Origin of the sequence: Candidatus Colwellia aromaticivorans (assembly GCF_003333305.1) — a bacterium.
Taxonomy (GTDB): Bacteria; Pseudomonadota; Gammaproteobacteria; order Enterobacterales; family Alteromonadaceae; genus Colwellia; species Colwellia aromaticivorans.
This window is the reverse complement of sequence record NZ_QOLD01000033.1, coordinates 32012-54827: the sequence shown is the minus strand read 5'-3', so window position 1 is coordinate 54827 and position 22816 is coordinate 32012. Positions and strand designations below refer to the sequence as shown.

General features: G+C 37.1%; 19 protein-coding genes. 10 read left to right on the top strand and 9 right to left on the bottom strand.

Translation table 11 applies throughout. The annotated features are described in order from the left end of the window. The first annotated feature begins 45 nt into the window (after positions 1-45). Positions 46-1443 (top strand): MFS transporter, encoded by a 1398-nt coding sequence (locus DWA31_RS05340; RefSeq protein ID WP_114325613.1) that lies wholly within the window; start codon positions 46-48, stop codon positions 1441-1443. A 37-nt stretch (positions 1444-1480) separates the two neighbouring features. On the opposite strand, the gene DWA31_RS05335 is transcribed toward DWA31_RS05340, so the two are convergent. Next, entirely contained in the window at positions 1481-1978 is a 498-nt protein-coding gene (locus DWA31_RS05335; RefSeq protein ID WP_114325631.1) for a hypothetical protein, read from the bottom strand. A 183-nt stretch (positions 1979-2161) separates the two neighbouring features. On the opposite strand from DWA31_RS05335, the gene DWA31_RS05330 reads away from it, so the two are divergent. Both DWA31_RS05330 and pssA read left to right on the top strand, forming a co-directional pair. After that, the gene (locus DWA31_RS05330; RefSeq protein ID WP_114325612.1) at positions 2162-4222 is read left to right on the top strand and encodes an oxidoreductase; all 2061 of its coding nucleotides are present in this window, start codon (positions 2162-2164) and stop codon (positions 4220-4222) included. A gap of 142 nt (positions 4223-4364) precedes the next feature. Beyond that, positions 4365-5705 carry a CDP-diacylglycerol--serine O-phosphatidyltransferase gene (gene pssA, locus DWA31_RS05325; RefSeq protein WP_114325611.1) on the top strand — a complete coding sequence of 447 codons (1341 nt, stop codon included), beginning with the start codon at positions 4365-4367 and terminating at the stop codon, positions 5703-5705. Between the two features lie 82 nt (positions 5706-5787). Here the strand turns inward: pssA and DWA31_RS05320 are convergent, their stop codons facing one another. Further along, positions 5788-7350: a BamA/TamA family outer membrane protein gene (locus tag DWA31_RS05320; protein WP_114325610.1), complete on the bottom strand. Its 1563-nt coding sequence runs from the start codon at positions 7348-7350 to the stop codon at positions 5788-5790. Positions 7351-7788: 438 nt separating this feature from the next. On the opposite strand from DWA31_RS05320, the gene ssb reads away from it, so the two are divergent. After that, the gene (ssb, locus tag DWA31_RS05315) at positions 7789-8484 is read left to right on the top strand and encodes a single-stranded DNA-binding protein (RefSeq protein ID WP_210725551.1); all 696 of its coding nucleotides are present in this window, start codon (positions 7789-7791) and stop codon (positions 8482-8484) included. Positions 8485-8764: 280 nt separating this feature from the next. Here ssb and DWA31_RS05310 read toward each other — a convergent pair whose 3' ends face one another. From DWA31_RS05310 to aroQ, 5 genes are all read right to left on the bottom strand, one after another. Beyond that, positions 8765-9238, bottom strand: a complete 474-nt coding sequence (locus DWA31_RS05310) for a hypothetical protein (protein ID WP_114325608.1) — start codon at positions 9236-9238, stop codon at positions 8765-8767. A gap of 220 nt (positions 9239-9458) precedes the next feature. After that, positions 9459-9623 (bottom strand): oxidoreductase-like domain-containing protein, encoded by a 165-nt coding sequence (locus DWA31_RS05305; protein WP_114325607.1) that lies wholly within the window; start codon positions 9621-9623, stop codon positions 9459-9461. Between the two features lie 372 nt (positions 9624-9995). Further along, positions 9996-11342 carry an acetyl-CoA carboxylase biotin carboxylase subunit gene (gene accC / locus DWA31_RS05295; protein WP_114325605.1) on the bottom strand — a complete coding sequence of 449 codons (1347 nt, stop codon included), beginning with the start codon at positions 11340-11342 and terminating at the stop codon, positions 9996-9998. Between the two features lie 23 nt (positions 11343-11365). Then, complete coding sequence (accB, locus tag DWA31_RS05290; RefSeq protein ID WP_114325604.1) at positions 11366-11812, bottom strand: acetyl-CoA carboxylase biotin carboxyl carrier protein; 447 nt, start codon at positions 11810-11812, stop codon at positions 11366-11368. An 85-nt stretch (positions 11813-11897) separates the two neighbouring features. After that, on the bottom strand, positions 11898-12350 hold the full coding sequence (gene aroQ, locus DWA31_RS05285; RefSeq protein WP_114325603.1) for a type II 3-dehydroquinate dehydratase: 453 nt from the start codon (positions 12348-12350) through the stop codon (positions 11898-11900). A gap of 665 nt (positions 12351-13015) precedes the next feature. On the opposite strand from aroQ, the gene DWA31_RS05280 reads away from it, so the two are divergent. Genes DWA31_RS05280 through DWA31_RS05270 form a run of 3 tightly spaced genes read left to right on the top strand, consistent with a single transcriptional unit; the run spans position 13016 to position 16976 of the window. Further along, complete coding sequence (locus tag DWA31_RS05280; RefSeq protein WP_245942496.1) at positions 13016-13300, top strand: hypothetical protein; 285 nt, start codon at positions 13016-13018, stop codon at positions 13298-13300. Between the two features lie 10 nt (positions 13301-13310). After that, positions 13311-14501: a hypothetical protein gene (locus DWA31_RS05275; protein ID WP_210725550.1), complete on the top strand. Its 1191-nt coding sequence runs from the start codon at positions 13311-13313 to the stop codon at positions 14499-14501. 15 nt (positions 14502-14516) lie between these two features. Further along, on the top strand, positions 14517-16976 hold the full coding sequence (locus tag DWA31_RS05270) for a putative bifunctional diguanylate cyclase/phosphodiesterase (protein ID WP_114325601.1): 2460 nt from the start codon (positions 14517-14519) through the stop codon (positions 16974-16976). Positions 16977-17035: 59 nt separating this feature from the next. Here the strand turns inward: DWA31_RS05270 and DWA31_RS05265 are convergent, their stop codons facing one another. Both DWA31_RS05265 and cutA read right to left on the bottom strand, forming a co-directional pair. Beyond that, on the bottom strand, positions 17036-18880 hold the full coding sequence (locus DWA31_RS05265) for a protein-disulfide reductase DsbD (RefSeq protein WP_425451861.1): 1845 nt from the start codon (positions 18878-18880) through the stop codon (positions 17036-17038). Between the two features lie 26 nt (positions 18881-18906). After that, a complete protein-coding gene (cutA, locus tag DWA31_RS05260) occupies positions 18907-19218 on the bottom strand; it encodes a divalent-cation tolerance protein CutA (RefSeq protein ID WP_114325599.1) in 312 nt (103 codons plus the stop codon). Between the two features lie 468 nt (positions 19219-19686). Here cutA and DWA31_RS05250 point away from each other — a divergent pair, with 468 nt between their 5' ends. The 3 genes from DWA31_RS05250 (at position 19687) to groL (ending at position 22426) form a co-directional block, all read left to right on the top strand. Then, positions 19687-20196 (top strand): FxsA family protein, encoded by a 510-nt coding sequence (locus DWA31_RS05250; protein WP_114325597.1) that lies wholly within the window; start codon positions 19687-19689, stop codon positions 20194-20196. A 107-nt stretch (positions 20197-20303) separates the two neighbouring features. Further along, a complete protein-coding gene (locus DWA31_RS05245) occupies positions 20304-20594 on the top strand; it encodes a co-chaperone GroES (protein ID WP_114325596.1) in 291 nt (96 codons plus the stop codon). A gap of 182 nt (positions 20595-20776) precedes the next feature. Further along, a complete protein-coding gene (groL, locus tag DWA31_RS05240) occupies positions 20777-22426 on the top strand; it encodes a chaperonin GroEL (RefSeq protein WP_114325595.1) in 1650 nt (549 codons plus the stop codon). The last annotated feature ends 390 nt before the right edge of the window (positions 22427-22816 follow it).

Here is a 22816-nt window from a genome sequence, read left to right as displayed (position 1 = left end):
TTTCTGTATTTTTTAACTCTCCGTATTTTTAGGTAAAGTATTTTCATGAGTCTTTCAGGTTTAAACCGTATTGAGAAAAAAGCAGCATTTTCGCTAGCCAGTGTTTTTGGTGTACGTATGCTTGGGCTTTTTATGATATTGCCCGTGTTTGCTATATATGGCGAACAGCTAGCAGGTTATAGCCCATTATGGTTGGGGCTTGCTATTGGAGCATACGGCTTAACACAGGCCTTATTACAAATACCTATGGGTATTTTATCTGATAAATATGGTCGAAAGCCGGTGATATTAGCAGGTTTAGTGGTTTTTTTAATTGGTAGCGTTGTTGCTGCTATGTCGACAACTATATATGGTGTAGTGCTTGGCCGTGCCATTCAAGGTATGGGGGCTATTGCCAGTGCTATTTTAGCTTTAGCTGCCGATTTGACCAGAGAAGAACAACGTCCAAAAGTGATGGCGACTATTGGTATGTTTATTGGTTTATCGTTTACCTTTGCTATGATTTTAGGGCCTATAGTGGCTGATTTTTTCGGATTAAGTGGCTTGTTTTGGTTTACTGGCTTCTTAACGATTCTAGCCATGTTGATGATTCAATTTATGGTGCCTTATTCAATAAATAAAGCGCCTCGTGGCGACAGTGTTGCTTTACCTGAGCAAATAGTTAAATTAATCCGCCATCCACAATTATCCCGTTTGAATTGGGGCGTGTTTATTTTACATATGGCACTTACCGCTTGTTTTGTTACCTTGCCAAAACAATTTGTGGCGAGTGGCTTAGCATTAGAAAATCATTGGCAAATATATTTACCCACGCTATTAGGCTCTTTCTTTTTAATGGTGCCTTTTATGATTTTTGCTATGAAAAAAGAGCAAGAGAAACCAATGTTTAGTGCTGCGGTTGCACTTCTTAGTTTAGCGTTGTTTTTATTGTGGTTATTACCAACAGGTTTTTGGAGTTTAGTGTTATCTGTAGTGATGTTTTTTACCGCCTTTAACTATTTAGAAGCGACTCTGCCCTCTATTTTATCTCGCATTGCTCCTGCCGGCGTTAAAGGTAGCGCAATGGGGATTTATTCTAGTAGCCAATTTTTAGGTGCTTTTGTTGGTGGTATTGTTGGTGGCCTTGTGGCGAGTAGCTATGGTGAGCAAACTATATTTTTAGTGATGGCGATAGCCAGTTTGATTTGGTTAGTACTTAGTTTTGGTATGAAAAAATTGAAAAAATCTAAAAACTTCAGCCTTGTAACTAATATCAGTTGTGAAGACAAAGCCGATGAAATAGCTGAATTGTTAATTAACATGCCTGGCGTTATTGAAGCCACTTTAGTGCAGGATGATGTTGGAAATAGTTCAGAAAAAAGTGTTGCGGTTGCCTACTTAAAAGTAGATGATAAAATTGTCGATTTGTTAGCCATTAAAGCTTTATTACATCAGGGAGCATAAAATAAATGTTTCCGTTAAAAGTATTTTATACCTAAAGTTAATACACGCTAGCAATGTAATCTGTTAGCTTGCCATTACCTAACATAATGTCAATATTCTCACCGTTATATTCGCCCATTAATACTAACCCCATAGGTGATTTTGGCGTGATCACTGTGATGTGTTGGTCATTTAATTGGCAACGAAAACCACCTGCGGCGGGACCTATGAAAAACCAGTGTTGTTTTTTGCTATCAGCGTAAAGTTGTACCAAAGCGGATAGGGCTATGGGCTTATTCTCGTCGAATTCTACTAGCGTTAACCCTTGATAATTGAGCAGCGCTTCTTGCAGCTCTTGCACTCGTCTTGACTGTCCTTCTGCTAAATAACTGGCTTCAATGGCTAAGGTGTCATATTGCGTTTCGGCGACGCTTTGATCGTCTACTGCCGCTGCATGGGCTTCATTTGCCGCATTAATCGCTTGTGATAATTCTTGCTTCAAGTTTGTAATGATCAAGGCAACAAGTATTTTTTTATCTACTTTTTTTGACGTCATACCGCTATTCAATGAGTTATTCTTTATTGATAATTCTACTATTATTAATGAATTATCGATAATTATTTTTACGGCAAAGCACATAAAAGTTTGATTCGATCTGACAGGTGTCAAAATCAACTTGTAATATTGAACAAATATGAGTAAATTAAGTTTATCTGGTATGACCAACAGGAAAATAGCATGACATCAACAGTACTAAATAAAAGTCCATTTCCACATTTGTTAGCTCCCTTAGATCTAGGCTTTACTCAATTAGCTAACCGTATATTAATGGGCTCGATGCATACTGGCCTTGAAGAAGAAAAAGGGGGTTTTGCAAAACTAGCCGCTTTTTATGAAGCGCGTGCAAAAGGTGGTGTTGGTTTAATTGTTACAGGTGGTGTTAGCCCAAATATGCGTGGCAGAATAGCCCCTTTTGGCAGCGAACTCAGCCATTTTTGGCATGTGAATAAACATAAACAAGTGACAGAGGCGGTACATAAATATCCAACAAAAATATGTTTACAGTTATTGCATACGGGCCGATATGCTTTTCACCCCTTTAGTGTAGCGCCGAGTAAAGTTAAATCGCCTATTACCCCTTTTACCCCAAAAGCGATGTCGGTAAGACAAATAAACACCACCATCAAAGATTATGCTCATGCTGCCAATTTAGCGGCTAAAGCGGGTTACGATGGTGTAGAAATCATGGGCAGTGAAGGTTATTTAATTAATCAATTTGCTTGTGTACGAACCAATAAACGTAGCGACGAATGGGGCGGATGTATTGAAAACCGTATGCGTTTGGCCATTGAAACAATTAAAAGCGTACGAGCAAAAGTAGGGGAAAAATTTATTATTATATTCCGCTTATCTATGATCGATTTAGTTGAAGGCGGAAATAGCTGGGATGAAGTCGTTACCATGGCAAAGGCAGTAGAAAAGGCTGGCGCCACGTTAATAAATACCGGCATTGGCTGGCACGAAGCACGTGTACCCACCATAGTAACGTCTGTGCCACGCGCGGCGTTTGCTTGGGTTACCGAGAAAATGAAAAAAGAAGTGTCATTGCCTTTAATCACAACTAACCGTATTAATACGCCTGAGGTTGCTGAGAATATTTTAGCGACAGGGCAGGCTGATATGGTATCAATGGCAAGGCCATTTCTGGCTGATGCTGATTTTGTTAATAAAGCAGCAGAGGGTAAATCAGATGAAATTAATACCTGTATTGGTTGTAATCAGGCGTGTTTGGATCATGTCTTTCAACAAAAACGTGCTTCTTGTTTAGTGAATCCTTTTGCCTGTTATGAAACGGAGCTTTCGCTTAATAAACTTGATAAAAGTGAAAAAGCTAAAAAATTAGCTGTAATAGGTGCTGGCCCAGCGGGTTTAGCCTTTAGTGTTTATGCCGCCCAACGTGGTCATCAAGTCGAGTTATTTGACAAAATAAATGAAATAGGCGGGCAGTTTAATGTGGCTAAGCAAATACCGGGTAAAGAAGAGTTTTATGAAACAATACGCTATTTTAACAAACAGCTTGCTTTACTTAATGTGCCGATACATTTAAATAGTGAACAAAGTAGTGATAAATTGTTAGCTGCAGGCTTTGATGAGGTAATTTTAGCGACGGGTATTAAGCCAAGAAAATTGGATATTGAAGGAATAGATCACCCTAAGGTGTTGAGTTATATACAAGTGTTACGAGATAAAGTGTTTGTGGGCGAAAAAGTGGCGATTATTGGCGCTGGCGGTATAGGTTTTGATGTTGCTACCTACCTTGCTGAAAAAGGCGAGTCGTTGACGACAGATCTAAATGCATGGTTAAAAAACTGGGGCGTCGATAAAGCTTATCAACAATCAGGTGCTTTACTAGCAAAAAAATCAGTGAAGCCTCAGGCGCCTGAACGACAAATTACCTTATTACAACGAAAAACTACCAAGGTAGGCAAAGGTTTAGGTAAAACCTCTGGCTGGGTGCATCGCGCTAACTTAATAAAGCATGGCGTTAAAATGCTACCGGGTGTCAGTTATAAATCAATAACTGATAATGGCTTGCTCATTGAAATTGATGGTAAAGAGCAATTGTTAGCAGTTGATAATGTTATTATATGCGCAGGGCAAGAATCAAATCGAGAATTACAGCAGGCGCTTGAAAATGGCGGTATGAGTGTGCACCTTATTGGCGGTGCTAATGTTGCCGCTGAACTTGATGCAAAACGAGCTATTCGTCAAGCTGCTGAGTTAGCGATGGTGATCTAATACCAAATGAAGTAATGAATGATCAATTCATTACTTCATTTGGTATAAAGAGGTAATTTGTTGGTAAATCAGTGTAAAGCAGTATGAAACAAGACTATACTGCTGCTAACGTAATTATTGTGAAATAAGTAAGATTTTACCTGTGACTTTTGAAACGAAACATTTATTGGTTAGTAGTGGTGATATAGATATTTATTCTACACCCAAAGAATATAAAGGACAGTTGTTGTCACTTATTGCTAGTGCTCGTCAACGCATTTATATCTCAGCACTTTATGTACAAGATGATGATGCCGGAAGAGAAGTGCTGCATGCATTGTATCAAGCTAAGGCGAAAACCGCTGAACTCGATATAAAGGTTTTTGTTGATTATCATCGTGGTCAACGTGGCTTAATAGGTGAAAAAGGAAGTCTGGGAAATCGGGCTATATACCTTGCACTTGCTGAACAATATGAACAAAAAATTGCTATTTATGGTATTGCTGTTAAACCTAAAGAGCTGTTCGGTGTATTGCACTTAAAAGGTATGGTTTTTGATGATGTGCTTTTTTATACAGGCGCAAGTATTAATGATATTTATATGCAGCAGGGTACGCGGTATCGCTTAGATCGTTATTATCAAATTAATTGTGCGCCGCTAGCGAGTAGTTTTTGTCACTATTTAACCAATACTTTTGTAAAATCAAATTTGGCTCCTTTATTAAATGAGCTTAATTTACCAAATCAAGCTCAGCAAAGACGTAATATTATTGCGTTGAAATCATTGTTAAAAAAATCAGCTTACAAAATAGAATTAACTGATCACAATAAAGAATCAGGTGTTGTTAATAATCCAATATCAGTTATGCCTTTGATTGGTTACGGACGTAGAAAAAATCAGTTAAATAAAGTTATTCGCCAAACCATCAAAAATACTCAGCAAAAGCTATTAATTTTAACCCCTTACTTTAATTTACCGCCAGTACTGGCGCGTGATGTGATTAGAGCACTAAAACGTGGCGTAAAAATAACTATCATCGTGGGCGATAAAACCGCGAATGATTTTTTCATTGATGATGAAAACGAATTTACTGCTATCGGTATCGTACCTTATGTTTATGAAATGTTATTAAAACGTTTTGTCAAAAGATATCAGCACTTTATTGATAATGGGTTACTAAATATAAATGTATGGCAAAATGAAAATAATAGCTTTCATTTAAAAGGGATTATCAGTGATGAACGTTATCACCTATTAACTGGAAGTAACTTGAATCCGCGTGCTTGGTCATTGGATTTAGAAAATGGGTTGTTGCTTGATGATCCATCACAAGGGTTAATGCCTAAAGTATCTGCTGAACTCATCGATATTATGGAATACGCTAAGCCGATTCGTCATTACAGTGAAATAGAAGGCATTAGTGATTATCCTGATAAGCCCAAAAAACTACTTAAAAAGATACGCCTTACCCAAATAGATCGTGTTTTAAAACGTTTTCTCTAATTTCATCGTTTTTCGATATGTAATACCAATTGAGTTCATAAATTTAGTTGGTATAGGTCATTCTTAGAGGCTTGTCGAAGGGTTAAAATGATTGTTTTGCTTCAACTCTAATTTCAAAACTATCAATGTCAGGGGTATCACTTTGTGGAAAGGCAAAGTCAATGTGAATCACTTGATGACTTCCCGCAGAATGAGGCGAATAAAGTCTAGCGCCGATACCGACAGAGTATAACCAAGTATCTTCACTATTTTTAACGACTGAATCACCAAAAGTTTTACCGGTATCCATGAAGGCGGCACCTGCTAAATCAAATAATTTAAATAAATTGATATGTGGGTAATAGCGTATTTCGCTAGTCAGTTTTATGCTATGTTCACCATGTTGGTATTGTAGAGGAAATCCGCGTAAGCCAGTATTTCCGCCTATAGTAACAGGTTGATCAAGGTATTGGTTTGTACTGACTATATTGGTATTGCTTAAATAAAATCCCCATCTCGGATCGATATTGTAGAAGTATTCGGTATTAATACGGAGTAATAAGCGATGATCTTGTTGCTCATAAATGTCACCACTAAGGGCTACATTCATGAGTAATAGCGCCTTGTCATGAATTTCAAAGCCCTTGTCTATATTTACTTGAAACAAAGCCCAAGCATTGTTTTCTTTTGTACCATCACTAAGCCCTAAGCGAGAGCTAATTTGCCAACCATGATTAAAGTCTTCTATTTGAGTAATCAAATGGATATTGGTTAGTTTTCTAAAGTTTTTCTCTATGTAGTCAACACCGAACCAAGGGTAGAGAAAGTCTCTATCTTGCGGAAGAAACGCTGAACTAATACTACTATCCGTGTCATCTATAGGTGAAAATTTATCTTGATCTTGAGTCATTCCTATACGGTATCTTAATAATGCACTGTTGTGATTAAAATCAAGCCAAGCATACTCTGCATTTTTAAAACTAATATCATGCGCAAATATTGCTAGCTCACTATCATTTTGATAAAGGGTATCGTTACGTGACTCTTCATTAAAACCAATGTTATAGGCATCATGGGTATAAAAGCTAGCGAAGTGTTTTTGTAAAAATAAGGATTGTTGAGTACCGTCATCGTTGTCAGCAAAGCGTAACTTTATATCAATATTTTTTTTTCGAAATAAAGGAATGGTGCTTTTTAATTTGTAGCCTTTGCGCTGTGAATTTTTATATGTTTGAACTTCCGCATCAATCCCTAAACCCAGTAAATTACGCTCTTTTATGCCGAAGCTGTATGTACTTTCACCACCTTGGCGACCAAAGCTTATGGTTGGCATTAATGACCAATTGTCCCATGTAGTGACAGTGATGTTCTCTACCATTTCATCACTGGTTATTTTAGCATCACGTAAATATTTTCGGCTGCGCAAATGTCTTTCTAATTCAGCCATATCAGCAAAATTTTTATCACATTTTTCAATAAAAAAAGCCGCTTCATTTTCAAGAGTTATTTTTTTTGTATCTATATGAATAGCATTAGCCCAACGATGCACGATGGAAAAACCCTGCTCATTTTCATCAAAAATAGTTTGTGGTTTGAAAGTGACTTTTTGAAGGCCTTGAGAACAAATTTGTTCTTGCCCGTGGGCACTTGATGTCGCAAAACCCATTATTAATACGGATATCAAAATCCATTTGATAGGTGTATGAACACTTTTATTGCTTATAAATATAGTGAATCCCTAGGTAAACTGCTAAAGGTAACAACCGCTATAATTTGATTATAGCGGTTACTGAAAGTTTAAGAAATTTTTATCTGCTTTTTTCCTGTTGCTTAGTAGATTTTTATTATCAGACTCAAAAGTCTCAGAAAATACCTGACGATATTAAGGCACAATTAACATAGTATTTATATGAAGCTAAAGTAATCTAAACTTAGTAAAATCAACTAGCTAAAAATAAATAGCTTTTAAATGTAAAAAGCACTCGAATTTGATCGATTCTCCCTATAGAATTACTCTCCTAATTAAATTTTTTTTAACTCTAGTATAAGTTGTATATTTGGTATTCACCTTGTCTTAGAAGTGCACAATTAATAGGATATTTTCATGGCGGGTGTAAATAAAGTAATCATCGTAGGTAACTTAGGTAAAGATCCTGAGGTACGTTTTATGCCAAATGGTGGCGCAGTAGCGAATATTACTGTAGCAACGTCAGATACATGGAAAGATAAGCAAACTGGTGAGCAAAAAGAGAAAACTGAATGGCACCGTGTGGTGATGTTCGGTAAATTAGCCGAAATTGCTGGTGAATATTTAAAAAAAGGCTCAAAGGTATATCTTGAAGGCTCACTACAAACCCGTAAGTGGACTAACCAGCAAGGTCAAGATCAATATACGACTGAAATAGTATTACAAGGATTTAACGGTGTAATGCAAATGTTAGATGGCAAACCATCAGGCCAACAGGCTGGCTTCCAGCAACAAGGGCAGCAGCAAAGTGGCGGCTTCCAACAGCAAGCACCTCAACAGAAGAGCGGTGGCTTTGCTCCTCAACAACAATCATCGCAACAGCAATATAATAAACCGGCGCAGCAACAAGGCGGCTTCTCTCAACAAGGGCAGCAGAAAGCTCCTCAACAGCAAGGTGGTTATACTACGCAACCACAAGGTGGCTTTCAACAACAAGCTCCACAACAGCAAGGTGGCTTTGCTCAACAAGGACAACAACAGTCTCAACAGCAAGCACCTAAAGTAAACCCTCAAGAGCCATCAATTGATTTTGATGACGATATACCTTTTTAGGCTCCGGGTTGTCTTTTTTGTAAAGACGATTTAAGAAGAGTTTATCTAAAGCCTCGTTTTTACGGGGCTTTTTTATATGTAAGACATGGAAAAGTTGTAAAGAGGTTTGAGTTTGATATTTATACTCTTGAAATAAGATTGATTTAAAATATGACTGCTTTACGCCATAATATTTAAGAGATTTACTTGGTGTTGATTTTAATGCCGAAGCTTTACATGGTGATTACAACATGGTTGAGGAATATTCCGTAATTTTATAAGTTTACTTAACTAAACCTAATTACAAATCGACAGTTCTAATTAAAAAATATGTTGGCCAAATCTCTCGTACTTGGCTGTCCCAGTCAGGGTCAATTTTTTCGTCCGATAATTGTAAAAGCCAATATTTCGCCCATTTTTGCACGCTTTTACCCGATTTACTTAATTTCAATGGTGAGAACCGTCGTTGATAATTATTACCTTTATATTCAACGATAGCGTTATTCTTAACTCTCTTATGTATACTATCTAATGCTGCACTGATCAACTCGACTTCTGACAATGGCAGGATTTTTTGCTTTTTTAAACAGGCTAATATCTCAGCCTTTTTTATGCAAACCTGCATATAGGCATCTAGATGTGGGGTGTAAATCATCCCTGTTAGTCCATATATAGAGGCAAGCTCTCTGTCTGCCAATTCCTTTAAAGGAATAAGCTCAGTATTTATATCATTTAAATCACTGATTACATGAGGTTTTTTTCTCAATTTTGGCAAGTTCTATTTCCCCATATTTAAATACTAGTTTAGCATTAGCTTGGTGGATCAATATTATTAGCAATACTGTTGTTTAAGCAGGAATATAAATTACGCTTGATTTACAGTTAGTGAAACAATTGCTAGTGGATTATGTGCAAGGTTTCAACTTTAAAAAGCAATTCAAACATGTGGTTTATTTTAGTAAACCTGAAGAGATGGCTAAGGTCGTTAGTGTAGGTTATGTAACACTGCATTGTGTTTGCTGTTCTTTGATTTTTGCTTGTTCAATACGCCATTTTTGTACTTCTGCATAATAATGATCCCATACGCAAGGGTTACAAGCGCCGCCGCCACAGCAGTCATCATCGGCAGGGGGAATAGGTTTTTCTATTGGTATAGTCATGGTTTGTCTCGTTCTGATTACTGATATTATACCCGCTCCATTTGAAGATGCGCGTTTCAGGAAGTCTGAGCGATTCATAATCAAGGCGCATTTTTTTATTAAGGGTCATTCCCTTAAAAATAAATGTAACGCAGAGTATGATTTGCTCAGTCTTCCCCAAAGGGCTGGTTTAGAAGCGCTTTATACTGCGTTATTGATTTTGATAAGGGAACAACCATTCTCTTCAATCAATGCCTTGCCTAAAGACATTTCTAATTCCAGCTGAATCATGCATCTTCAAGTGGAGCGGGTATATTATACAATAAATTGTTTAGAAAACAAAAAAGCTCTGCAAATGCAGAGCTTTTATATAGTTTAATACTGGCGTATAGTCTACTCAGATGCAGCCAATTTTTTCTCTAGGTAGTGAATATTGGCACCACCATTAACGAAACCTTGATCATTTAAAATGTCTTGATGCAAAGTAATGTTGGTTTTGATGCCATCAATAACTAGTTCTGATAATGCATTGCGCATACGGGCAATCGCTACGTCACGGTTATCACCCCAAGTGATTAATTTACCAACCATTGAGTCATAATGTGGTGGTACAGAATAATCAGCATAGATGTGAGAATCCCAACGAACGCCTAAACCACCTGGCGGATGAAAGCGTGTTATTTTACCCGGTGAAGGAATAAAAGTACGTGGATCTTCAGCATTAATACGACATTCAATTGAGTGACCTGCAATTTTAATATCATCTTGGGTGTAAGATAAAGGTTGTCCTGCAGCTACACGTAGTTGTTCTTTGATTAAGTCTACACCTGTGATCATCTCTGATACGGGATGTTCAACTTGAATACGGGTGTTCATTTCAATGAAATAGAATTCACCGTTTTCATATAAGAATTCAAAAGTACCGGCACCACGATAATTAATTTCAATACAAGCATTACAACAACGTTCACCAATTTTTGCTCGCATTTCAGGCGTAATACCTGGGGCAGGTGCTTCTTCTACTACTTTTTGATGGCGACGTTGCATTGAACAATCACGCTCACCTAAGTGGATTGCTGCACCTTGTCCGTCAGCCATTATTTGAATTTCAACATGACGTGGATTTTCAAGAAATTTTTCCATGTAAACCATGTCATTTTTGAAAATAGTGCCTGCTTCTTTCTTGGTTAACGCAATAGAGTCTACTAATTCTTCTTCAGTACGCACAACGCGCATACCACGACCACCACCGCCACCTGCAGCTTTAACGATAACAGGGTAACCAATGCGTTTAGCATGGGCTTTGTTTGCTACTTCATCATCCGTTAATGGGCCGTCTGAACCTGGTACACAAGGTACGCCAGCTACTTTCATTGCTCGAATGGCAGCAACTTTGTCACCCATTATTCTTATACTTTCGGCTTTTGGACCAATAAAGGCAAAGCCTGATTTTTCTACTTGTTCAGCAAAATCAGCATTTTCGGCTAAAAAGCCATAACCAGGGTGAATAGCGACAGCATTAGTGACTTCTGCCGCTGTGATTATTGCTGGTGCATTTAAATAACTATCAAGTGCTGAAGCTTTACCAATACAGATGGTTTCATCGGCTAATAGTACATGCTTTAAGTTTTTATCGGCGGTTGAATGTACAGCAACGGTTTTGATACCAAGCTCTTTACAAGCGCGTAATATTCTTAAGGCAATTTCGCCACGGTTGGCGATAACAACTTTATCTAACATGGAATGACCCTTTTAGGTTGGGCTTATTCAATGATGAATAGCGGTTGATCAAATTCAATAGCATCTTCATTTTGCGCTAAAATTTCTTTGATAACACCGGATTTATCTGCTTCAATTTGGTTCATCATTTTCATGGCTTCAATAATACATAATGTATCACCAGCATTGACATGCTTGCCAATTTCGGTGAATGATGGTGCATCAGGAGAAGTTGAAGCGTAAAAAGTGCCTACCATTGGAGAGCGAACTATGTGACCTGTTTGTTCTGGTGCGGCCGCTTCAGTAGTTACTGGAGCAGTAAGTGGAGCAGCAGCCGTAGCAGCAATTGGCGCTGCTTGCATTATTGGCGCAGCAACCAAAGGAGCGCCACGGCAAATTCGTACAGACTCTTCACCTTCAGAAATTTCTAATTCGTTTATTCCTGACTCTTCTACTAACTCGATAAGTTTTTTTATCTTGCGAATATCCATTGTAATACCTTAATATAAATATAAATATATTTTGAGTTTCGAGTTTCACTTACATAGTTGTTTGTGGCTCGGCACTCATAACTCGTTATCTGTTTTTTTCTAAATATTCTTTTGCTGATTCAAGTGCATAGCTATAGCCTTTTGCACCTAATCCACATATAACGCCGTTTGCAACATCGGACAAATAGGAATGTTGTCTAAATTTTTCCCTTGCGTGCACATTAGATAAGTGCACCTCAATAAACGGAATATCTACGGCTAACAACGCATCTCGAAGCGCTACACTGGTGTGAGTAAAAGCCGCAGGGTTTATAATGATGAAATCTATTTTATGAAATGCTTGATGAATCGTATTAATCAATTCATGTTCAGCATTTGATTGCACATGTGATAGCTCAATTTCTTCTGTTTGTGCTTGTTGTGTTAATTGGCTAATTATCTCATCTAATGTTTGCGCGCCATAGATTTCAGGCTCACGCTTACCTAACATGTTTAAATTTGGACCATTTAACACTAAAATTTTGAACTTTGTAGTCATCTTCGTCAAAAACACCTATAAAATAAATTCACTAATAATGATTACATAAAATAATGCCAGAGTGAACTAAAAAAAGCTATTTTTCTGATTTAGGCGATTATTATCGTGTTTTCGAAGAATATAGCAGCAAAATACTGGTCTTATCTGTTTGGTGTTATGAATAATTGGTTTTTTTCTAATTGTTGATTGTACTTATTATTAGCATTTTTGTTTTTTTTAAGGTGTTGTTTTAAAAGGGTTACCTTTTTTGAATGGTTGGCAATATAATTTAAAATTAAAAAGTTTTTTGTTGTATTTCAAATGATTATCTAAGTAGATGTAATGAATGAGATTTGTTGCTTCTATTTATTGTTAGCAGCAACTAATAGTTGTAACGGGTAGGTAACTTCTGATACCTTACTGAAAATATTATTCTTTATTTAACCTTTTAGTAAGAAGGTGTTTTTAATTGTTTTAATTTTTCTTGTAGCTAATACCAATCCTATTAAATCCCCCCAAATAATAATTGGTATAGCAAGGACCGTATTATCAAAACCATTTACTCTTTATGCTTAATTGTATTTCTAGGCTGTATTAGCGTATCAGTTTTTGCTGTTGACGTTGTTGTAAATCCGTCTGTAAGTGAATCCACTTTAACAACGTCGCAATTGCGCCGTATCTATACAATGCGGCAAACACAATGGTCGGATGCTCAACGGATCACCGTTTTTGTGTTACCTAGACACCACGTACTGCATTTACAATTTAGCAAGGAGCGTTTAGAAATGTACCCTTATCAGCTTGACCGAATATGGAATAAGTTAACATATTCGGGTCTTGGTGTAGCACCAATTACGGTTACATCACCAGCAGCACTTATTGATGCAGTTAGAAGAACGCCTGGGGCAATAGGTTATGTTGAAAAACTGAAGGATAAGAAAGGTTTTTATGTTATTGAAGTTAAAAGCTAGGATGGAAAATATGCTTATAAAAAAACCACTTTTGTTGATAGCTATATTTTATTTTTTTTCTACTAATTCCATAGCATCAGAGCAAAATTTTCAGTTGCATGGTTTTATCTCTCAAGGACTTATTGATGTTGATGGGAGTAACTTTGTCAATGATGATGGAGGCCTGTCTGCCGAATTAACAGAGTTAGGCCTAAATGGCTCTTATCAGCTCAGTTCTACACTAAGATTAACCGGGCAAGTGGTTTATCTAGATGGCGGTAATCGATATGCTAAAGGTGTACGTATTGATTATGCTTTACTTGATTGGTCCGTTTACGACAGCGATAACTGGCAAGCAAATGTATATTTAGGCCGATTTAAAAATAATCATTGGTTATATTCAAGCACTAGAGATATCCCTTTTGCTCGTCCAAGTATTATTTTGCCACAATCTGTTTATTTTGACGGTTTTAGAGATATTGCCGTTGGCAGTGACGGTATTGCAATAAAAATCAGTCGGAGTGATGATGATTATGGTAATTTTGACTTTAGTTTAAGCTACGGCACCTCGCCAATATCAGATGAACAAGCCGAAATTGTTTTGAGCAAACTTGCCCAAGGAAAGTTTAAGCAAGAATATGATGCATCAGCTAGTATCTATTGGCAGCCAGCTTTTTCATCTTGGCGGTTTGGTCTATCACTCTTAGACGCTGCTTTTAGCTATAGGACAAATAATAATGTTGATTTTTTTGTCGATGGCGATTTTTATTTTCAGTTTTACACCATAAATGCGTTATATGAAGGTGAAAAATGGGAGTTTAGTGGAGAAATACACCAAAATAAGTTTAGTACTAAAGGATTCTATAATCCACAGTTCTATAGCTCACCAATTTGGCAGGGCCTGTACGTGCAGTCACGCTATAAGGTCAATAAAAAGTTAACTTTGCTGGCTCGTTATGAGCGTTTCTATAATGATAAAAATGATAAAGACGGTAAAACGTTAGAAGAATCAACCGGTGGTCTTGTTCCTGCTTATTTTGGTTATCACCGAGATACAACCGTAGGTATATCATATGATTTTTCAAGTGATATTAGTTTGAGGTTAGAATATCATTGGTTTCAAGGAGCAGCGCGTTTAACCCCTGTTGTTTTACCTAACCCACGAGTTAATGACAGTAAAAATTGGCAATTGTGGACTGCGCAATTAATGTATTGGTTTTAAATAAGGAAGTTACTGATGGCAAAAACATTCATTAGCGTGCCAATCAAGTTGTTGATGCTAATTGTTTCCGCCTTATTGTTATTAGCTATAGGGTTTTCTATTTTATCATTATCACGGCTGCAAGAAGATTATCAGCAATTTCAAGAGAGGACTTTAGATCAAGGTCAGGCTCAGTTTGCTTTACATGGCGATATTTTACGTTCTAAGTTAAATGTTTGGTTAGAGTCTTTTTCTGAGATCACACAACTTTCTCAGCAGAATGACTTCACTATTTTTGCACAGCAACTAGCTAAACAAATCGATGGATTACAGCTTAATTTGAATGTTGAGAATGTGTGGTTGGTAGATGATACTAATCAGGTACTTTTTTCTACCTCAGAAATTCCCACCGTGGCTCAAGATAATATTGCGCAAGTATTTAAACTACAACAGCCGAGTCATCAAATTTATTGTCAAAGTAGCTGTCAATTATTATTGAGCCTACCGTTACTAAATAATCAAGGTGACGAGGTTGTTATTACCGTGAGCGCCTCACTCATTGATATGCTGTATGCAATGAAAACTTCATTAAATAGTGATGTAGCCATAGTTAGCTTTGCTGTGCAAAGTGATGGAATTAACACTAATGCAAAAATCATCTCAGCATCAGATATGGCGCTTACTCAAAAACTTCTGCATCTTAATCAACAAGCTAGTTTAAGCGCCATGCTTGAGCAAGGCTTGCAAAGTGATATAGCAGAGCTTAGCTACTTAATTAACTTATTACCTTTAGCAAATAATAATCAACGAGCATTTTACTTAACCTTAATAGATGATGTTACAGCGTTTAAAAATAAGAATGTTAAGTATCGACAGCAGTTTTTAATTTCTCTTGCGGGTATATTTTTTGTTTTAGGTTTTTTTGTATATTTTGTTGCTCGCCCGTTTACCAAACGCCTGTTACGCTTGTCTGGCGCACTTCCGCTTTTATCGAACAAAAAATTTGATCAGTTTCGGCAAATAAAATTGAAAAGGCATGTTTTGTTTGCTGATGAACTTGATGTATTAACTAATTCTGCATTAGATCTAAGTTATGAGTTAGAGCAGTTAAATATAGAGGTTGAGCAAAAAACTAAAGAATTAGAAAATATAGCCATGTACGATTTGCTAACAGGCTTGCCCAATCGTAATATGCTGAATTATCAATTGCGTAAATCTCTCGCTAATATTGGTCGTCATGGATACGGCGTGGCGGTATTATTTTTAGATTTAGATGATTTTAAAAAAGTGAACGATAGTAATGGCCATGGTGAAGGAGATAAACTCTTAATTCAAGCGGCTGACCGAGTTCGCTTGAGTGTTGGCCGAATGGATTTAGCCTGTCGCTTTGGCGGTGATGAGTTTGTTGTTGTACTTGGCAATTTAACCTCGGTGAATGATGCAGTAAATGTTGCTGACATATTGCTTGCGCAATTTAAAGAGCCAATTAGGCTGGGGTCGAGTATTTTTTATGTGTCAACCAGTATTGGCATTGCTTATACTGAATTGGCTGATGAAAAAGCTGAAGATCTCATTTCTCATGCTGACATTGCTATGTATGAAGCTAAAGATAATGGCGGTGGTCAATATTATGTTTATCATCAAGAAATGTATCAACGGGTTGCACGCAGAGTTATGCTTGAAGCTGAAGTGCGCCAAGCACTTGCTAAAAAACAATTTAGTTTAAGTTTACAACCTCAGTTATGTGCAAAAGATAAAAAAGTGTATGGTTTTGAAGCATTACTTCGTTGGCACCATCCCGAGCGAGGTATGATTTCACCAGATGATTTCATTCCAATTTTAGAAAACTCTCAGCATATGATTGAGTTAGGTTATTGGATTATTAATCGTTGCTTTGAATTAGCCGTAGCGATTAAAAAGCAAGGATTAACAGACTCTAGAATGTCAATAAACTTATCAGCAGGGCAATTTATTGATGTCAACCTACCAAAATATCTACACAGTTTACTCATACAATATTCACTACCGGCACAAACATTTGAGTTAGAGTTAACAGAACAAACGTTGGTTAAAGACATTGATCGTACCATTGCCATGATGGATGAATTAAAAAGTATGGGCTTTACCTTCGCTATTGATGATTTTGGTACCGGTTATTCTTCGCTGGCTTATATAAAGAAAATGCCAATAGATGTAATTAAAATTGATCAAAGCTTTGTCTTTGGTATGTTAGAGAACCATGCTGATTACCAAATTATTATGTCAACTATTGCTATGGTGAAAAACTTAGAGTTAACTGTTATTGCTGAAGGGGTTGAAACAGCAGCACAATTACGTAGTTTATCTGAAAATGATTGCGATATTATTCAGGGTTATTATTTTTCAAAACCCATCCCTGAAGTGGAATTATTTGATTTTATTCACACTCATATTCAAGGTGGCTACTGGAAAACCCAAGTAGAAAAGCAGGCTATTACTACTGCTTCCTTCGACTAGCTCAGGACAAGTGGGCAAGCTCAGAATGAATAGAGTCATGGTAGTTAATTATCAATAAATTAGTTAAAGATAATCTTCACATGAGCACTAAATTCATTAGCCCCCATAAAGCCAGTTATACGTTGCTGGCTTAATTCTTCACCTTGTAAATTAAAGAACAAAATAGAAGGTAAACCAAAAACATTGAAATGCTCCATTAACTCAATATTTTTCTTAGTACCAGTATCTGTTAAATCTATTTGTAATAACACCGAGTTAGCTAAAGATTTTTGTACCTTACTATCAGAAAATGTATATTTTTCAAATTCTTTACAAGCTATACACCAGTCAGCATACAAATCGAGCATGACTGTTTTTCCTTGTTCATTGGCTTGAGTAATGGCCGTTTGTAATTCATCTAATGTTTTCACTTGCGTAAAATGTTGTACTTTTTGAGTGGTGTTTGATTCCACAGCAGGTAAATTGTGCTTAGGTACAATAAGTTGATACGCCATATTTGCGCCAACAAATAACATTAAGAATATAGCTAATGAACGAGCACCAAACCAGAAGCCTCTATTGTTAGCGTTAATATTAGTCACATAAAAATAACTTGCAGCACTTAATAAGAGCAGTGCCCATAATGCTTGGCTGGCCATTTCAGGGATAAAGCGTTCAAGTAAAAATATCGGCACAGCCAGTAACAGTAATCCAAAAATATTTTTGATAACATTCATCCAAGCACCAGCTTTAGGTAGTAATTTTCCGCCAGAACTTCCCAGTATTAGCAGCGGTAATCCCATACCCAAACTTAATGCGTATAATGCTGATGCGCCTAATACAACATCTCCGGTTTGAGATATATATAATAAAGCTCCAGTCAGTGGTGCTGTTGTGCAAGGAGAGGCCACTAATCCAGAAATAACACCCATCATTACTACGCCAGCAATAGAGCCACCTTTTTGTTTATTACTTATGTTATTCAATTTATTTTGCCAGCTAGTAGGTAATGCTAAATTGAAAATACCAAACATAGAAAGCGCTAGAAAGATAAATAATATGCTTAGTGCAATTAATACAAAGGGATGTTGAAAAATAGCTTGAAATTGTGCCCCCGCCAACGCGACGACAATTCCGAGCAATGTATACGTTACAGCCATCCCTTGTACATAGAAGAAAGATAAAGTGAACGCCTTTTTAGTTGTCAGCGCCTTACCTTGACCAACAATAATCCCTGTTAAAATTGGGTACATAGGGAAAACACATGGCGTAAAAGACAACAATAAGCCACCGACAAAAAAAGCGATTAACGTTAATATTAAGCTGCCTTGTTTTAACATGTCTGCGAGTTGATGTTGCTCACTACTTGATGTTACTTGCTCAATATTTTTAGATTTTTGTTCAGCCAATGTAGCACTATCATTTACTTTAGTAAGGGCTGAAAATACAGCTGTAGCATCATTAGGTGTGAGCACACTATCTAGTGCTATTACTTTTTTGGTTGGCGGATAGCAAAGGCCTTTATCTGCACATCCTTGATAACGAATAGTAATACTGGCGTCTTCGTTTGCCTGTTCAATATTTATCGTGAAATTTAGCTGTTCTTTATAGATTTGTTGAACACCAAAAAATTCATCTTCATGATCTAACCCTGTTGGCAAATCAATAGTTGAATAACTGGCATTGTTGGCGGTAAACTTAAATTGATGACGATAAAGGTAATACCCTTCACTAATGTCGAAATTGACATGTAACTGGTCGTTTTGTTGATCAAAATTAAAAGAAAAAGCTTGGTCTACTTTCAAAAATTCATCATCATTACTAAATAAAGATGAACTTGAAGTATCAAAAATAGATTGTTGGGCATGGCTGATTGTTGGCAATAAGGTTACCAAGGTCAAAAGTAGACCAACAATCAAGTTCAAAAACAAAGATAATTTTTTCATTTATTTTACTTCAACGACTCTGTTATCCAGTTTAAGTAATGCGTATCACCTTGCTGGATGTTCAAGGCAATAACTTCTACTACATCATAAGGATGTAATTCATTTATTCGCGCATTTAATCGCTTAAATTTAGCGCTATCTGTTTTAATTAACAATTGTACTTCATCATCGCACTGTAGTTCAGCCTGCCAAATGTAAACAGAAGTTACCTCGGGTATAATGTTGACACAAGCAGCTAACTTTTCTGTTACTAAGTGCTGAGCAATATTATGCGCCACATCTTTATTTGGACAAGTCGAGAGTACTAATTGAAACAATTTTTTATTCCTAATATATGCCTGCTCCACTCGAAGATGCTCGTTTCAGGAAGTCTGAGCAATTCATAATCAAGGCACATTTTTTGTTTAAGGGTTATTCAGGAGAATATGCTCCTGCATTCTCTAATAAGCTACATCCATGTAGCGTCCTTAAAAAGAAATGTAACGCAGAGTATGATTTGCTCAGCCTTCCCCAAGGGGCTGGTTTAGAAACGCTTTATGCTGCGTTATTGATTTTGAGAAGGGAATAACCATTCTCCTCAATCAATGCCTTGCCTAAAGGCGTTTCTAATTCCAGCTGAATCATGCATCTTCAAGTGGAACAGGTATTATGTAAGTTACTGGTATTCTCTTAAAAATAACTTAACAATACTAGTATTTAATAGTGCATTTTTGCTTAGGGCGATACACACCTTGAAAAAGACCCGTGAACCCCAATATAAGTTTCATAGAAAATAAGGAATCATTATGTTTCGTGTGTTATTTGTACTTTTTATTATTATCCCTATTATTGAAATTAGCGTGCTAATGCAAGTCGGTGAGTTACTCGGAATGTGGCCAACTATTGGTATTGTTATTTTGAGTGCTTGGATCGGTGCAAAATATGTTCGCCAGCAAGGTTTAGCAACACTGCAATCGGTACAAGCTAAAATGGCACAAGGTGAAATGCCGTCGAGTGAGATTGTTACTGGACTCATGCTATTAGTTGCCGGGGTATTATTAGTTACCCCTGGCTTTGTTACTGATATTTTGGGTTTGTCATTACTGATACCTAGTGTTCGTCAAGTGATTGCAGCTAGCGTACAAAAGCATATTAAAGTTAACCCCCATGTTACAGGAAATAGTGCAGGTGCAAGTTTTCACACGGGAAATACCTATGAAAATGAAGACTTTTCTCACACACCAAACCCAGATAACAAAGTTATACCTCAACATCATAGTGAAACGATTGAAGGTGAATACACCCGTAAAGAATAAAAAAATAATCAGTGGGCTTGTGAATATTAATTTCATCCCCACTTCTAGTAACAACAAATTAACTCTGTTAATTAATCTACTAATTGAACACCCTCAGGAGAAAATAAATGAGCATTCGTCCATTACATGACCGTGTAATTATAAAACGTAAAGAAGTTGAATCAAAATCAGCCGGTGGCATTGTTTTAACTGGTAGTGCAGCTGAGAAATCTACTCGTGGTGAAGTTATTGCTGTGGGTAATGGCCGCGTATTAGAAAACGGTGAAGTACGTGCTTTAGACGTTAAAGTCGGTGACCAAATTATCTTTTCAGAAGGCTACGGTTTAAAAACTGAAAAAATTGATGGTGAAGAAGTGCTTATTTTAAGTGAAGCTGACATTTTAGCAATCGTAGAATAGTCGCAGGAATTTTTATGTCGCTAGTTCACACAATAGCGGCATCAGAAGTACTCACTGACTAGCGTCAGCTCCGTGCTTCTTCTTTGCTCTTGAGCGAACTAGCATATTAAAATGCTGCTTGGATGCATAGATTTGAAATTAATTATTTTGATAAACAAATAAAAATTATAGGAATAAATAACATGGCTTCAAAAGACGTATTATTTGGTAATGACGCACGAGCAAAAATGCTACGTGGTGTAAATGTATTAGCCGACGCGGTAAAAGTAACTTTAGGTCCTAAAGGTCGCAATGTTGTAATTGATAAATCTTTTGGTGGTCCAACAATCACAAAAGATGGTGTTACCGTTGCTAAAGAAATTGAATTAGAAGACAAATTTGAAAACATGGGCGCTCAAATGGTGAAAGAAGTTGCTTCTAAAGCCAATGATGAAGCCGGTGATGGAACAACTACTGCAACCGTTTTAGCACAAGCTATTGTTAATGAAGGTTTGAAATCTATCGCTGCGGGTATGAACCCAATGGATCTTAAGCGCGGTATCGACAAAGCAGTTATTGCTGCAGTTGCAGAGTTAAAAAATCTTTCTCAAGCATGTACAGACAACAAGGCTATTGAGCAAGTTGGTACTATTTCAGCTAACTCAGATGAAACTGTTGGTCAAATCATCGCAACAGCGATGGATAAAGTAGGTGCTGAAGGTGTTATTACTGTTGAAGAAGGTCAAGCACTAACAGACGAACTAGACGTTGTTGAAGGCATGCAATTTGATCGTGGTTACTTATCACCATACTTCATCAACAACCAAGAAAACGGTAGCGTTGAATTAGAAAACCCTTTCATTCTTTTAGTTGATAAAAAAGTATCTAACATTCGTGAATTGTTAACTACCTTAGAAGGTGTTGCTAAAGCGGGTAAGCCATTATTAATTATTGCTGAAGACGTTGAAGGTGAAGCCCTTGCTACATTAGTAGTAAATAACATGCGCGGTATTGTAAAAGTTGCTGCTGTTAAAGCGCCTGGCTTTGGTGACCGTCGTAAAGCAATGCTACAAGATGTTGCGACATTAACTGCCGGTACTGTTATTTCTGAAGAAATCGGTATGGAGCTTGAAAAAGCAACGTTAGAAGATTTAGGTCAAGCTAAGCGTGTAGTTATCTCGAAAGACACTACTATCATCATTGATGGTATAGGTGACGATGCTGATATTAAAGCACGTGTTAGTCAAATTCGTGGTCAAATTGAAGAGTCATCTTCTGATTATGATAAAGAAAAGTTACAAGAGCGTTTAGCTAAGTTAGCTGGTGGTGTTGCGGTAGTTAAAATTGGCGCAGCCACTGAAATTGAAATGAAAGAGAAAAAAGCCCGTGTTGAAGATGCATTACATGCAACCCGAGCTGCTGTTGAAGAAGGCGTAGTTGCTGGTGGTGGTGTTGCCCTTGTTCGTGTCGCTGAAGCAATTAAAGATTTAGAAGGCATTAACGAAGATCAAACTCACGGTATAAACGTAGCTATTCGTGCGATGGAAGCACCACTTCGTCAAATCGTTGCTAACTGTGGTGATGAATCATCAGTAGTACTAAATGAAGTACGTAATGGCAAAGGTAACTACGGTTATAATGCCGGAAATAGCACTTACGGCGATATGTTAGAAATGGGTATTCTTGACCCGACTAAAGTAACTCGTAGCGCATTACAATTTGCCGCATCAATTGCGGGCTTAATGTTAACTACCGAAGCGATGATTACCGATGCACCACAAGATGCTTCTCCTGCTATGCCTGATATGGGCGGCATGGGCGGTGGTATGGGTGGAATGGGCGGCATGATGTAAACGTATTGCCCAAATACTAGTGCTTCCTAGAAAAGCCCGTAAGCTTATAGTTTACGGGCTTTTTTATTGACTTCACTTCCTAGCTATTTAAGTTCTGTGGCAAATAACTGCGGGTTTAGAGTGGTGTTAACATCAATTGCTGATTTATACCAATTTGCGCTAGGTGGTCGTATAAAGCTTACTGCTCACTTTATTAACAATGCAAAAGTGACATAGAAGTTAAATTGTATTTTTTCGCTGAATGGAAATGAACAGTTTGAAAGTCAACACTAACATTATTAGCGCTTAAGCTATCAGTTAGACCATTGAAATATGGGAAGCCTATTAAATTGATGTTATTCTACTGTCAATTATGACCATACCAAATAAGAATGTTGGGCGTTAGGAAAG

Coding starts and splice junctions, on each gene's coding strand:
- DWA31_RS05340 (WP_114325613.1), top strand. CDS start 46: ATGAGTCTTTCAGGTTTAAACCGTATTGAGAAAAAAGCAGCATTTTCG.
- DWA31_RS05335 (WP_114325631.1), bottom strand. CDS start 1,978: ATGACGTCAAAAAAAGTAGATAAAAAAATACTTGTTGCCTTGATCATT.
- DWA31_RS05330 (WP_114325612.1), top strand. CDS start 2,162: ATGACATCAACAGTACTAAATAAAAGTCCATTTCCACATTTGTTAGCT.
- DWA31_RS05320 (WP_114325610.1), bottom strand. CDS start 7,350: ATGGGTTTTGCGACATCAAGTGCCCACGGGCAAGAACAAATTTGTTCT.
- ssb (WP_210725551.1), top strand. CDS start 7,789: ATGGCGGGTGTAAATAAAGTAATCATCGTAGGTAACTTAGGTAAAGAT.
- DWA31_RS05305 (WP_114325607.1), bottom strand. CDS start 9,623: ATGACTATACCAATAGAAAAACCTATTCCCCCTGCCGATGATGACTGC.
- accC (WP_114325605.1), bottom strand. CDS start 11,342: ATGTTAGATAAAGTTGTTATCGCCAACCGTGGCGAAATTGCCTTAAGA.
- accB (WP_114325604.1), bottom strand. CDS start 11,812: ATGGATATTCGCAAGATAAAAAAACTTATCGAGTTAGTAGAAGAGTCA.
- aroQ (WP_114325603.1), bottom strand. CDS start 12,350: ATGACTACAAAGTTCAAAATTTTAGTGTTAAATGGTCCAAATTTAAAC.
- DWA31_RS05280 (WP_245942496.1), top strand. CDS start 13,016: ATGCGGCAAACACAATGGTCGGATGCTCAACGGATCACCGTTTTTGTG.
- DWA31_RS05275 (WP_210725550.1), top strand. CDS start 13,311: ATGCTTATAAAAAAACCACTTTTGTTGATAGCTATATTTTATTTTTTT.
- DWA31_RS05270 (WP_114325601.1), top strand. CDS start 14,517: ATGGCAAAAACATTCATTAGCGTGCCAATCAAGTTGTTGATGCTAATT.
- DWA31_RS05250 (WP_114325597.1), top strand. CDS start 19,687: ATGTTTCGTGTGTTATTTGTACTTTTTATTATTATCCCTATTATTGAA.
- DWA31_RS05245 (WP_114325596.1), top strand. CDS start 20,304: ATGAGCATTCGTCCATTACATGACCGTGTAATTATAAAACGTAAAGAA.
- groL (WP_114325595.1), top strand. CDS start 20,777: ATGGCTTCAAAAGACGTATTATTTGGTAATGACGCACGAGCAAAAATG.